We start from the raw sequence: 12,964 nt of genomic DNA on the forward strand, positions 1-12,964 counted from the left end.
ATGGGTTATGAGTGCAGAGTTATGAGTTTTTGATAATCTTAACCAAGATACGAATCAACTCATTGCACTTTTCCATCATATTTTCTGGCACTTCTCTTCCTGTGGCTTCCAAAATTTCCAGCCATTACATGGTTTCATCAGCTTCCTTGAGTGCAGTGCCAAACTTATTTTTGAAATCTTTTGTACTTACGCCTCTTTGTGCCTCTCTGGTATTTGCGCCTATACTGGTTCCGCTCCTTAGTAATTGAGAAGCAAGTTCAAAATCTTTGTTTTTTTTAAGTTTATCGCAGTAATCAACTATGCCACAAGCAAACTGAAAGCTCTTAATGCGTATAGGACTTTCGTTCAACTTACTCATAACTCTTAACTCTGCACTCCTAACTGGTGTACTTACTTGATAAATCTTTACAAACCGAAGTCAAGGTATCGATTACCTCATCCGTTAGCTTCCCGGATTTTAGCGTATCCAAAACTCCCCTATGCTTGGCATTCAAGAACTCCAAATAGTCCCTTTCAAATTCTTTTACCTTATTTACAGGAACATCCCTCAACAAGTTTTTGGAACCTGCGAAAATAATTGCGACCTGATCTTCAACCGTAAATGGATCATTTTGGGCCTGTTTCAGGATCTCAACGTTTCTACGTCCTTTTTCAATTACGTTCATTGTCGCCGCATCCAAATCCGAACCGAACTTGGCAAAAGCTTCCAACTCCCGGAACTGTGCCTGGTCCAGTTTTAAGGTACCGGCCACTTTCTTCATGGATTTGATCTGCGCCGAACCTCCCACACGTGATACCGAAATACCCACGTTGATTGCAGGACGGACCCCTTGGTTGAACAAGTCCTGCTCCAGGAATATCTGACCATCCGTAATGGAAATTACGTTTGTTGGAATATAAGCGGAAACGTCACCTGCCTGTGTTTCAATAATGGGCAGTGCCGTTAAAGAACCCCCACCCTTTACTTTGTCTTTCAACGCATCAGGAAGATCGTTCATGTTTTGGGCCACGGTATCGTCATTAATGACTTTTGCCGCGCGTTCCAATAATCTTGAGTGCAAATAGAACACGTCACCTGGATAGGCTTCACGCCCCGGTGGCCTTCTTAACAATAGGGATACCTCACGATAGGCAACCGCTTGTTTTGACAAATCATCATAGATGATCAGTGCAGGTCGTCCGGTATCCCGGAAATATTCTCCAATTGCAGCACCGGCAAAAGGGGCATATACCTGCATTGGTGCGGGATCGGAGGCATTTGCAGCTACAATGGTGGTGTAGGCCAAGGCACCTTTATCTTCCAATGTTTTTGCGATACCTGCAATCGTAGAGGCCTTCTGACCAATAGCCACATAGATACAATATACGGGCTCTCCCGCATCGTAAAATTCCTTTTGGTTAAGAATGGTATCGATACAAACCGTTGTTTTTCCTGTTTGGCGGTCACCGATTACCAACTCCCGTTGTCCACGACCAATTGGAATCATCGCATCAATGGCCTTTACTCCAGTTTGTAAAGGCTCATTTACCGGTTGTCTGTAGATTACCCCGGGTGCTTTTCGCTCCAATGGCATTTCATAGGTTTCACCAGCAATTGGACCTTTACCATCGATGGGTGTACCCAAAGTATCCACAACACGGCCCACAATACCTTCTCCAACGTTGATGGAGGCAATACGTTGTGTCCTTTTTACGGTAGCCCCTTCCAAAATCTCCTTGGATGGCCCCAACAATACCACACCCACATTGTCTTCTTCCAGGTTCAACACAATACCTTGCATTCCACCATCAAACTCCACCAACTCGCCGTATTCCGCATTGGAAAGACCATATGCCCTGGCAATACCGTCCCCCACTTGGAGTACGGTACCTACCTCATCCAGGGAAGCGGTTGCTTCGAAACCTGATAATTGCTTTTTCAATATTGCTGAAACCTCAGCTGCTTTTACTCCCGCCATAATTTAAGATATAAGACGTAAGACATAAGATGTAAGACATCGGTATGTCCGTTGATTATAGACTATTTGTAAATTCTCGTTTTATTGTATTCAATTTGTTCGCCACACTGGCATCGTACTGTAAATCCCCGACCCTTAAAATGAATCCACCTACAATACTTTCATCAATCTTGTTCTCCAGGGAAACCTTATTGCCCGTAAGCTCCTTTACTTTGGAAAGCACCTTTTTTTCCAGTGCTGGCGTAAGGGGGACAGCTGTGGTAACCACGGCCGTATCTTCTCCTTTCATCTTTTCGTACTGAATGATGTACTTGTACGCCACTTCCTGTAACAAGTCGATACGTTTATTATCCGCCAAGGTGTTTACAAGTCCCAGGGTAATTTCATTACTCCCTTTAAAAATCGCCGAAAGGGAGTTTTTCTTGACCTCATTTTTTACGATTGGGCTTGTCAAAAGTTGCTGTAGCTCCGGATGGTCCGAAATGGTTTCGGCAATCTTGCGCATATCCGTATCTACCTTGTCCGCAACTTTTTGCTCCACGGCATAATCCAAGGTTGCTTTTGCGTATCGTATGGCCGCCCTGCTATTACTCATTTTACGTGCTATGGTTAACGGTTTGTGGGTTAATGGTTATCTGGTAACCGGAAAATGGAATCGGTCCTTTACCAGTGACCATTAACTTTCGAACCTCTTTCTATTTACTAATTCAACTTAACGTCGCCCAACATGTCCTCGACTACCTTTAGTTGTTTCTTCTTGTCGGACAGTTCCCCTTTGATTACTTTTTCCGCAATATCCACGGAAAGGGTGGCCACTTGTTCCTTAATGTCCGCAACGGCGGCTTTCTTCTCACTTTCTATGGCCGCTTGCGCTTGTTTTAGCATCTTATCCCCTTCCACCTGTGCCTGTTCCTTGGCATCTGCAATCATTTTCTCCTTGATTTCACGGGCCTCCTTCAACATCTTCTCACGTTCTGCCCGGGCTTCCTGCAAAAGGTTTTCGCTATCCGCGGTAACGTTCTGCATTTCCTTTTTCGCATCCTCCGCTGCTTGAAGGGCATTTTTGATCCCTTCTTCGCGATCATTGACCGCATTTAGAATGGGTTTCCATGCAAACTTCCAAAGTAGCCATAGCAATAAAAGGAACAGTAGTGTTTGCCAAAAAAACAGCCCTAATGAAAACTCCTCCAATAATTTTTCCATCTCTTTTTCTTTATCTCTTAATGTTTTAAACAAGCAAGGGCTGCAACCAACCGTTGCAGCCTTTTGCTTTTAGATGACTGATTATACCGCAAAAAGGGCAGCAAAACCAATACCTTCAATCAATGCAGCTGCAATCAACATCGCTGTTTGGATTTTACCGTATGCTTCGGGCTGACGTGCGATGGCTTCCATTGCGGAACCACCAATCCTACCAATACCCAAACCAACACCGATAACTACCAAACCTGCACCTACCATTACTGGAATTTCCATGTCTATCTAGTTTAAAAATTAAAAATTCAACACTTATCCATCGGTCAGTTCAACTCCATGAATGACCAAACTATTTTTTAATGGGCCACCTCGGCTTCATGTCCATGATCGTGCTCGTGTTCCTCGGAGGCAAAACCGAAGTAAAGCGCACTCAACATGGTGAATATATAGGCTTGTAACAATGCCACAAGTACCTCGATCAACATTATGGCGAAAGCCAGGCCAAATGACAGCGGACTTCCAAGCCAGCTCTTAAAAATGAACATCAACCCAATCAAACTTCCAATAACAATGTGTCCGGCCTGCATGTTCGCATACAATCGAATCAACAGTGAAAAGGGTTTAATGATCAATCCCAATAACTCTATCGGAACCAAAATGATATACAATGGTATTTTTCCATACCAGGGAAGGGAATCACCCAAAGGGTTAAATTGGTGCATCCAATAATCCTTGGTTCCCGTAAAATTTGTAATTAAAAACGTTAATATGGCCAGGGCAGTGGTAATGGCAATGTTTCCAGTGACATTAATTCCAAGCGGTGTCATCCCAAACATGTTCAAAAACCATATAAAGAAGAAGATGGTCAACAGAAAGGGCATGTATTTTTTATAGCGCTTTTCGCCTATATTGGGCCGTGCAATATCGTCCCTAATATAAAGGACGATGGGTTCAAAAAACCTTCCCGCCCCAGTTGGGATACCGTTATTTTTTGTGTACGATCGCGCCAAACTGGAAAAAAGCCAAAGCATCAACAAACCTGTTACGATAATCATTACCACATTCTTGGTAATGGAAAAATCAAAGGGTTTTATGTTGGTAGGGTGGTGGCTTTCGTCATAATCAATGGTGCCGTTGGCATCCGTCCTATAAATTTTGCCGTGATAGAGCTTATAGTAATTTCCATCCACTTCGGCCAAGGTCTCCCCGTGGTGGAACTTGGTGGAAGAAAAGACTTTTAGCCCATCATCCCAGAGTATCACGGGCAAGGGAAAGCCCACGTATTTGTGGTCGCCATTTTCCTTGGTATAGGAAAAAAGGGAGAAGTCGTGGGAATCCTGTAAATGGTGATGGATGTATTCCTTGATTTCGGTCTTAAGGTCCTTACCATGACCTTCCTCGCCATGTTTGTCCTCCTTTTCTTTTCCGAAGGAAATTTGACTTAGAATCAATACAGAAAAAAGAAGAAAACTCTTCAAAAACGTTTTTCGCATTTCGCTGGAACTAACGGTCTTTAAAAATCGGTGCAAATGTAAGTCTTTCCCTTAAAAGGAAAAAAGCTTTGTTGCTTTATTTTTAGTGATTTGGGTCGGGTGAAAAATTCAGGAATCGGATACTTGATTCAACATTTTTGATGCAAAATAGGTTTCCAAAACCAGGGCGGTCAAATAGGGGACAAAAAAAGCTGCGAATTCCGCACGTTGGATCTCCCCATCAGCCCGGTAAACCGGGTAGAAAACAATGAAGAATACCACAAACTTTATTAGGCTTCCCCCCATGAATAAAAAACCCAATGCATTTTTTAGCTTTTTCCTGGCATAGTACAATCCTATAAAAATTCCGACGGCCAATACAAAGTTTATACTGTAGGAGGCAACCAGCATATTGTCCAAAGGGGCAAGATCAAGGTTCTTCAAAACAAAATAATGAAGCATAAAAGCAAGAAGTAACGCCCCAAATAGAATTAAGGTGAATTGTCTTGGTAGTTTTGTCCCTACGTTCAATTGTTCAATCTTTTCAATTGCTGCAAAACTACCCAAATAGAAATAGCCACACCCAAAAGCGTGGCTATTACGGTAAAATATTTTTTTTCGGTTTCGTAATGTGCATCCAACCAATTACCTCCTTTTACGGCAAGGTAAATGATAATGCCCATTTCAAATGCAATGCCGGATAGGGCCGCTGCATTTTTAAAGCCATTGTTTTTCTTAGGAGACTTTTGCTGGTTCATTCACTTTGGGAGGCTGCAATTTATGGGTTGCCGTACTTGTTCCTTTTCCCATGCTACAGGAAGCATTAAAAGTAGCCCCCGGTTCCACTGCCAATTTGGAAACGTTTACGGTTCCCTCAATTTTGGCCGTGGTCTTTAGGGACAATAGTTCGGACACAAAAAGTTCGCCATTAAAGCTACCTTCAATATCTGCATTCACGCATTCCACTTTTCCCTTGATAAGGCCATCCTTACCAATAACTACCTTTCCGGAGGTTTTTACATTTCCTTCAAGTTTACCATCAATTCTAAAATCTGCCTCGGAGGTGATATCTCCTTTAATTACGGTGTTTTTCTCGATTCTGTTGGGCTGTCCGCCAAAGTTTTCCATAGGTCGGGGCTTTTTGTTGTCTGAGAACATCTGTTCACGGTTTTGGGGTTAACAATTGTGCTTTGTAAGCATCTAAATTCTTATGGATCAGGATGGTTTGGTAATTCTTGGACAAAATTACAAAATTCTCATCCTTGATTCGGTAGTCCTTATTCTTTTTTATGAGTTCGGAAAAACCCAGGGCAAAATCCTTGGATCGGAACCCATGGACTACGACAAACTGGTCTTCCAAATTATAGATATCCTTTGATACCCTATTGCTGTATCGTAACTCTTCAATGGCATCCTCCAATCGCTTTTGAAGCTTCAATGCTTTCCCATCATCCTTAATTTTAAATGGGAACACCACTTTCCAATTACCCGTTCCCGTACTTCCTTCTTCCGGGGAGAATTCTTTGGATTCCAATTTGGGCAACTGTTCGGCAACAATCTGCTCCGCTTTTTTCCCTTCGGGATTGTTGGGATAGGTCAATGCCACATAGTTCAATGCTTCCTTGTAGGGTTCAAAACCTTGCAGGCGACCAATGGCATTGGCCTTCAATAATTCAAACTTTGGGACAATGGGATCACCCGTGAACACATTGATGTATTCCTGGGATTGGGTAACGACCTCCAAAAACCGTTGTTCCCCATATTTTTTGAACAGTTGGGCATACCGCGCCTCCGGGCCTTGCGCGTCATTGGTCAAAATTGCTTCAGGATTCAGTAAAATTGTGGCATATCTACTATCGGGGTGGTTCTTCAAAATGTCCTGCTTCATTTCCACGGCCAAAGGGCTACCGGTCTCCTCATAAATCTTATAAAGGTTGTACTTGGATGGCATTATCAATCGCTCTTCAGGATTTCCCTTTAAAACCTTTTCCAGTTTCGCTGCGGCCAAAAGGTTTTCCCTGAATTTTTCCTTGTAGATCAACCCCAGTTGGTAATTGGCAAAATTCCGTTCCCCAATCAAACTGTCAATAACTGCAGCGTCCTTGGGCAATTGCTCCATGTAAAATGCCACGGAATACTTTTCTTCTTCCGTAGCGGGTCCATTATCCCCATCGGCCACTGGGTTGCCCGTTGCTTCCGAGGGTATCACACGGGTTTTATTGCTCCAGCGCCAATCATCCTCCAAGGGGCGTTCTCCCCAACGGGTTCTGAACTCATTCTTCCCATAGCCCAGACTGGTGACGTTATAAAAATAGAACTTGCCCTTGTTCTCCTTTCCACCTTGGGTTTCGGCAAAGGCAGCATAACCTGCTTTCGCCTTTTTTTCCTTTTCGGCCTCCAGGGCGGCAGCCTCCTCCTTTAATCCTTGGATATACTCCTCAAAATAGGCCGTCCGTTCTTCCTCGGGCATACGATATAGCGTAATGACGCTATCCGCATATTGCACGACATCCTCATATTTGATGACATCTTCCAGATTGTCGAACTTCTTTTTGATGCGACGGTATTTTTTTGTGTTTTCCGCCAAATTGGTCAAGGTGCTGTCATAATATGCACCTGCCTTTTTGTATTCTTTTTGGTTGAAATTATGTTCCCCCAGGGTTTCATAGTTCCTGGCATTGAGTTTGGTGTCCTGCTGTGTGGTCCGGAGCGATTTATTGTAATAGGCCAATGCTATACTATCCGAGCCCGTTTTTAAATGGTAATTCGCAATCTGATGATATATTTTATCCAAAAAAGGGCGGTTTTCGCGGTCTTCTTCCAAATCCGTTAAATACTCCAACAAGGGTTCTTGGTTTTCCGCGGTAATCGCTGTGTTCTGAATTTTATTTAAATGGGCGTTGATCATGTATACCCTGGGCGATTTTCTATTTAAGGCGATTACCTTGTCAAAGGCATAATTGGCACTGTCCTTAAGTCCCAATTGATCGTACAATTGTCCAATGATGAACAGGTAGCGACCGCGCTCTTCATTCTTTTTGGTATAGGCCTGCGCCACCTTCAATTTTTGAATGGCCGAATCCGTGGCATTCAGGTGTAGGTAACTCTGTGCCATAACGGCATGGGTATCGGCGTATTCCTGGTCCTTTAGCCGCTCAAACTTCAAAAGTCGTTTTAGGTTCTTAAGGGCCACCTCAGGATTGTCCAAGCGCATATTGGTTTTTTCCCTCCAAATGGTCGCTTCGTTCAATTTGTCACTCTCCACATATTTCCTTAAGATGTAATTGAAGGCTTCCAGAGCTGGGATATAGCGCTGATCAAAATAGCGTGCTTTGCCCAGCAGCAAAAAGGCCTCATCCGTTTGGGGGTTGCGCTCCTCATCCTTAATGTCCATACTGTGCTTTTGGATGGCTTTGGTGGCCTTCTCCTCGGCAATGACAAAGTTGGGATTGTTGTCTTCCGAATCCAGTTTAATCTCATCCGTTACTTCCAACCGCTCTACGGGCAACACTTCCCAAAAGTCGTCACGATACGATGCGTTGAGTTCCTCCCTTCCCTGTTCAAAAGCCAAATTTCCGTTGTACAGCACGTTGTATTTTGTGGTCACGGCGTGCCAGTTACGATTGATAAACGCATCCTTCTTGGTGGAACACGCCAAACAAAGCAAGAGTAGCCCTATCGCTGGAAGTATGGATTTAAAATGAAGCTTCAAAATGTGACAATCTTTCCTATGAAGGATAACTTAAAAAAGCATTGTTTAGTATAGGAAATTCAAATTACGTCAAGATAAATAAACTTTCTTTTGACAAATCCAACAACTTACAACACTTTAGGTGCTTGGATGGTTTTTTTAACTTTTAAAACTTGATGTATTTGCTTATTTTTATTGTAGGAAAATTCTTTAATATTAAATCTTATCATGAAAACAAATCTATGCCTATTTTCAATTTCTTTACTGATCCTCGCTTTCGTCTCATGCGAAAAAGATGAAGTGTCCAATGACAATACTTTCGAAAGTCAAGAATTGGATTCATCCTTACAAAGTACGTCTTTGATCTCCTTACCCCCCTGTACCATTGATGGGCCTGATTGTGGGAACCCAAATTCCACTGTGACATTTACTTATGACTCGGATACAAACAATCAAAACATAACTTGGTCCGTAGCGCAAGGCAATATGACCCTAACAGGTGGTCAAGGCACGAATCAAGCAACATTCTCATTGGCAAGTAATTTTTCCGGTGGAGCTGTAAATGTTACGGCGGGGCTTTGCAATCTAACCAAAACTATTCTCAAGTGCCCCCAAATACAACCCTGCGGTGTTTCCGTCACCAGTGTCTACGAAGTCAATGCTCTAGGTAGTAATAATGTGGCCTTTTATACGGTTCCAACATTGAGCTCCGGCTGGTCAATAACCAGTAGTACTTTTGTTGTTACCAGGGATTCCGGTATCATATCAACACATTCGGGCACTCTTAATTCTTTTGGATATCCCCAAATAATAATTTCAGTTCCATGTAGTCCATCAAGTGGCCGAGTAGATAAAGTTAAGGTAACGGTTAACGCCTCTTCGGGCTCGAATTCCTGTTCGGTCACCGTAGAGGAAGATTTCTTTTCTGTATGTGGAACTGGTGGTTTTAATTAAAAAAGCAGGAATTTTTTAGAGCCTGTTTAGGAATTTGTGATTGGAATTGTTATTGGCCATTTTTGGTGCGGAACGAGGCAAAATTTTTGTGCATAGCCATAGTTATGGACTAAAATTTTAACAATGTGCCGTGCAAAAAGGGACATAAGAAAACAATTGACAAATTCCCAAACAGGCTCTTAGTATCCATAAAAAGGGGCGGGATTGTACCCGCCCCTCTTATTCCAGTTAAATAAGTGAAAGATATGCAGCTTTGCCTCATTAAAAAAACGCTCTCGTTAACCTTTTGCACATTTCAAGCGCTTACCAGGCAGAGGGGCGCTCAAAACGGGTCACGCCACGGTTGTATTTTGACTTATATGCCACAGGTGATAAACCCACATATTTTTTGAATACGGTCCTGAAAGCCTTCTGATCGGCATAACCCACTTGGTACATCACTTCGTTCACATTTTTTTGGGTGGACTCCAAACTTCGCTTGGCCGCTTCCATTTTAACCCGCTGAATATATTCCAAGGGGGTGTTCTGTGTGGCTTTTTTAAATCGTCGCACAAAATTCCGTCGGCTGATCGCAAACTTTAGGGCCAGGGCTTCCACTGAAATCCTTTCGTTGACATTTCCTTCAATATACAACTGCGCTTGTCGTATGGCTTCATCCTCATGATCCTTCTGACCCTGGAATATGGCAAATTGATTTTGATTGTCACGGTCAAATTCTATTTCAAAAAATTTGGAGATATATACGGCTGCCCCACGGCCACAGTATTTTTCCACCAGATGTAACATAAGGTTCAAAAACGAATAGGCGCCCCCACTGGTATAGATGCCATCCTCTTCAGTAACCACTTTATTGGACACCAAATTCACTTGTGGAAACAATTGGGCAAACAAATCCATGGCAGCCCAATGGGTCGAACATTGCTTGTTGTCCACCAAACCGGTCTGTGCCAAAACAAATGCCCCCATACACATGCTGGCCACCTCGGCATTGGTCTGGGCCCGGTGCTTTAAAATCCAGGGAATAAAGGGCGCATTTTGGGCCAAATCCTCCATAAGATTGTCCGGTCGCAGAGCTGGAATTAAAATCAGGTCCGTTTTTTCAATCTCCTCCAAAAGGCTATCGCAATGGACCCCAAAGGCTCCTTCATAGAGCGTGGCCGCTTTTTCAATGCCTACCAGGTGAAGGTCAAAATAGTTATCATTCCGTAAACCCGTCTGTATCATAAATTGGTTGGCACCCATCAATATCTTATAAGGTCCAACTATGCTACTCAAGATGGAATTCCCCTTTGGCACCAAAATGCTTACATGTTTCATGTTTGTGCGTATTTGAACTAAAGGTAATTATCCTTTTTGGCACAATCAACCCTCAAAAGTGTCGGATTTCACCATTTGCCCCCATTGAGGGCATCCCTAGCTTTGGGATATGGAATTTGAAATCTTTCTAGGGATTTGCCAAACGTTTTGTGCATTACACCCGCAGGGGGTGGAAGGCAGGATGATGCGTTCCCCAGCCCTTTGCTTTGAGGGAAAGGTATTTGCCTTCTATTCCCAAAACAGGGGAATGGTATTTAGACTGGGGAAGGATTATCCCATAGACCGAATCAAAAAACCACTACAGGAATTCAATCCCTTTAAGAACAAAGGGCCATTGACCGGCTGGTACGAGCTTCCCTTTTCCAACAAATACCATTGGGAAGAAATGACCCAATTGGCTCTTGACACTATCCGAAACCAAAAAACAAAGGTATGATCACAGCTTCCTACAGCACCTTTTTTAAGGAACTGGCCCAAAACAATACCAAGGAATGGTTCCACGCCAATAAGAGGCGTTATGAAACGGATGTAAAAGGCCCTTTTTTGGAATTGTTGGAGACCCTACTTCCACAATTGAAACTATGGGATGGCCAAATGGTTGATGACCCCAAAAAAGCCCTTTTCAGAATCCATAGGGACATTCGGTTTTCCAAGGATAAATCCCCTTACCATACCATTATGAAGGCCGGTTTTTCCCCAGGAGGAAAAAAATCGGAAAAGCCCGGATATTATTTGGGTATCGATGCCGAACATATACATGTGGGGGGTGGCCTTTTTATGGTAAGCCCAACGCAACTCAAAAAAGTACGCCAACATATTGCCAAGAATCCAAAGCAACTTATAGGGCTTGTGGAAACCCCAACATTCAGGAGGGCATTTGGTCTCTTAAAAGGGGAAAGGGCAAAGCGATTGGATAAGGAATTCAAGGCCATTGCGGAGCAATGTGACTACTTGTTCCATAAACAATTTTATGCCTTTGCCGAATTTCCCGTGTCCAATTTTTATGGGTCGGAACGTCTGGTAGCTGAAATAGTGGAGCATTTTGAAATTTTAACGCCGCTAAACACCTATCTGGGCAAAGCCCTCGAAAATCAGGAGTATTATTTATGAATCAATAAAAACGAAGACAAATGACAACACAGGAAGTTGCCGACAAATTGGTCGGTTATTGTAGGAAGGGCCAATTTGAAAACGCCATGAAAACGCTTTACGGTCCCAATATTGTTAGTATTGAGCCTAAAGGGGCACCCATGGAACGGGTGGAAGGTTTTGAGGAAGTCCTAAAAAAAGCGGCGTTTTTTAATGATATGGTCGAGGAATTTCATGGGAATGAAGTGTCCGACTCCATAGTGGCCGATAATTTCTTTTCATGTTATATGAAAATGGATGCCACTTTTAAGGAGGGGGGAAGACAATCGATGGAAGAAATCTGTCTGTACCAGGTAAAGGATGGTAAAATCGTGCAGGAAGAATTTTTCTATACCCCCAATCCGCAGGGATAGGTAAAAGGGGTCCCATAAAACCCCATAAAACGGATTTTGTAAGTCCGAACCTTTTTGGAGTTCGAAAGACCTATCTTCAAAAAGGTTCGAGCCTACATGGGAAACCTATTTTCCGGACAGTTTAAATGCGGGGGGCTGAGCCGGGAGCTTTTTATCCCCCGAAGAAGGTCTCCAATTCTTTAAGCGTCTCTGCGGAAGTTTCGATATCCTTGACAATTTCGCCTTTGTTCAACACCACAATGCGCTCGCAAACCTCGGTAACATGCATCAAATCATGGCTCGATACTAAAACGGTTACCCCTTCCGTTGCGGCCAGTTCCTTGATAATGGACTTGAGCCGTATCTGGGTGGTGGGATCCAAATTGGCAAAAGGTTCATCGAGGATGACCACTTCCGGATTACCAATGAAACTGGCGACAATGCCCGCCTTTTTTTGATTTCCTTTTGACAGGTCCCTAAGGTATTTTTTCTGGCCCAGGATTTCACCGTGAAAAAAATCCTCGAACTGTGACAGTAAGGCATCCACATCGGCTTTGTTTCTTCCTCGAAGCTCACCGATAAAGTAAAAATATTCCTCCGGCGTCAGGTATCCTATCAAAAAAGTCTCATCGATAAAGGCCGTTGTGAAGGGTTTCCATGCCTCGCTTTTGTTTACCTGAACTTCGTTGTTTTCTATATGCCCGGTAGTTGGGGGAATTAAATCCAATAACAAGCTGAACAATGTAGTCTTGCCGGCACCATTGTTGCCCACAAGGCCAAAACTTTGTCCTTTCGGGATTTCCAGGGTCTCAATGTTCAAAACCGTATTTGGACCGTAATTTTTTTTCAGATTATGAACTGCTATCATGATTGGGTATTTTCTATATTGAGTTG

16 protein-coding genes are annotated in these 12,964 nt (G+C 43.2%); 4 read left to right on the top strand and 12 right to left on the bottom strand.

Annotated elements, in window-relative coordinates:
- Window positions 1–124 precede the first annotated feature (124 nt).
- The 10 genes from L0P88_RS09615 to L0P88_RS09660 form a co-directional block, all read right to left on the bottom strand.
- Window positions 125–358, bottom strand: coding sequence for a four helix bundle protein (locus tag L0P88_RS09615; RefSeq protein ID WP_313791599.1), 234 nt, complete (start codon window positions 356–358; stop codon window positions 125–127).
- 19 nt (window positions 359–377) lie between these two features.
- Window positions 378–1,958 carry a F0F1 ATP synthase subunit alpha gene (gene atpA, locus L0P88_RS09620; RefSeq protein WP_247134374.1) on the bottom strand — a complete coding sequence of 527 codons (1,581 nt, stop codon included), beginning with the start codon at window positions 1,956–1,958 and terminating at the stop codon, window positions 378–380.
- Window positions 1,959–2,013: 55 nt separating this feature from the next.
- Entirely contained in the window at window positions 2,014–2,553 is a 540-nt protein-coding gene (gene atpH / locus L0P88_RS09625) for an ATP synthase F1 subunit delta (RefSeq protein WP_247134375.1), read from the bottom strand.
- Between the two features lie 107 nt (window positions 2,554–2,660).
- Entirely contained in the window at window positions 2,661–3,161 is a 501-nt protein-coding gene (locus tag L0P88_RS09630; protein WP_158776360.1) for a F0F1 ATP synthase subunit B, read from the bottom strand.
- An 81-nt stretch (window positions 3,162–3,242) separates the two neighbouring features.
- Window positions 3,243–3,434, bottom strand: coding sequence for an ATP synthase F0 subunit C (atpE, locus tag L0P88_RS09635; RefSeq protein ID WP_045801726.1), 192 nt, complete (start codon window positions 3,432–3,434; stop codon window positions 3,243–3,245).
- 77 nt (window positions 3,435–3,511) lie between these two features.
- Entirely contained in the window at window positions 3,512–4,648 is a 1,137-nt protein-coding gene (atpB, locus tag L0P88_RS09640; protein WP_247134376.1) for a F0F1 ATP synthase subunit A, read from the bottom strand.
- Between the two features lie 108 nt (window positions 4,649–4,756).
- On the bottom strand, window positions 4,757–5,158 hold the full coding sequence (locus tag L0P88_RS09645; RefSeq protein WP_247134377.1) for a DUF6168 family protein: 402 nt from the start codon (window positions 5,156–5,158) through the stop codon (window positions 4,757–4,759).
- Window positions 5,155–5,385 carry an AtpZ/AtpI family protein gene (locus L0P88_RS09650; protein WP_158776357.1) on the bottom strand — a complete coding sequence of 77 codons (231 nt, stop codon included), beginning with the start codon at window positions 5,383–5,385 and terminating at the stop codon, window positions 5,155–5,157. Before L0P88_RS09650 ends, L0P88_RS09645 begins: the two co-directional genes overlap by 4 nt.
- Entirely contained in the window at window positions 5,363–5,785 is a 423-nt protein-coding gene (locus L0P88_RS09655) for a polymer-forming cytoskeletal protein (RefSeq protein ID WP_158776356.1), read from the bottom strand. Before L0P88_RS09655 ends, L0P88_RS09650 begins: the two co-directional genes overlap by 23 nt.
- Window positions 5,786–5,789: 4 nt before the next feature.
- The gene (locus L0P88_RS09660; protein WP_247134378.1) at window positions 5,790–8,339 is read right to left on the bottom strand and encodes a tetratricopeptide repeat protein; all 2,550 of its coding nucleotides are present in this window, start codon (window positions 8,337–8,339) and stop codon (window positions 5,790–5,792) included.
- A gap of 207 nt (window positions 8,340–8,546) precedes the next feature.
- Between L0P88_RS09660 and L0P88_RS09665 the strand changes: the two genes are divergently transcribed.
- On the top strand, window positions 8,547–9,272 hold the full coding sequence (locus L0P88_RS09665) for a hypothetical protein (RefSeq protein WP_247134379.1): 726 nt from the start codon (window positions 8,547–8,549) through the stop codon (window positions 9,270–9,272).
- A 303-nt stretch (window positions 9,273–9,575) separates the two neighbouring features.
- Here L0P88_RS09665 and L0P88_RS09670 read toward each other — a convergent pair whose 3' ends face one another.
- The gene (locus tag L0P88_RS09670) at window positions 9,576–10,589 is read right to left on the bottom strand and encodes a GlxA family transcriptional regulator (RefSeq protein ID WP_247134380.1); all 1,014 of its coding nucleotides are present in this window, start codon (window positions 10,587–10,589) and stop codon (window positions 9,576–9,578) included.
- Window positions 10,590–10,836: 247 nt separating this feature from the next.
- Between L0P88_RS09670 and L0P88_RS09675 the strand changes: the two genes are divergently transcribed.
- From L0P88_RS09675 to L0P88_RS09685, 3 genes are read left to right on the top strand one after another with little or no spacing between them, the layout of a single operon-like run.
- Window positions 10,837–11,025 carry a hypothetical protein gene (locus L0P88_RS09675; protein ID WP_247134381.1) on the top strand — a complete coding sequence of 63 codons (189 nt, stop codon included), beginning with the start codon at window positions 10,837–10,839 and terminating at the stop codon, window positions 11,023–11,025.
- Entirely contained in the window at window positions 11,022–11,699 is a 678-nt protein-coding gene (locus L0P88_RS09680; protein ID WP_247134382.1) for a DUF2461 domain-containing protein, read from the top strand. Before L0P88_RS09675 ends, L0P88_RS09680 begins: the two co-directional genes overlap by 4 nt.
- 20 nt (window positions 11,700–11,719) lie before the next feature.
- Window positions 11,720–12,091 (top strand): nuclear transport factor 2 family protein, encoded by a 372-nt coding sequence (locus L0P88_RS09685; RefSeq protein WP_247134383.1) that lies wholly within the window; start codon window positions 11,720–11,722, stop codon window positions 12,089–12,091.
- A gap of 151 nt (window positions 12,092–12,242) precedes the next feature.
- Here L0P88_RS09685 and L0P88_RS09690 read toward each other — a convergent pair whose 3' ends face one another.
- A complete protein-coding gene (locus L0P88_RS09690; protein WP_247134384.1) occupies window positions 12,243–12,938 on the bottom strand; it encodes an ABC transporter ATP-binding protein in 696 nt (231 codons plus the stop codon).
- Window positions 12,939–12,964 lie beyond the last annotated feature (26 nt).

Source organism: Muricauda sp. SCSIO 64092 (genome assembly GCF_023016285.1).
Classification (GTDB): domain Bacteria; phylum Bacteroidota; class Bacteroidia; order Flavobacteriales; family Flavobacteriaceae; genus Croceivirga.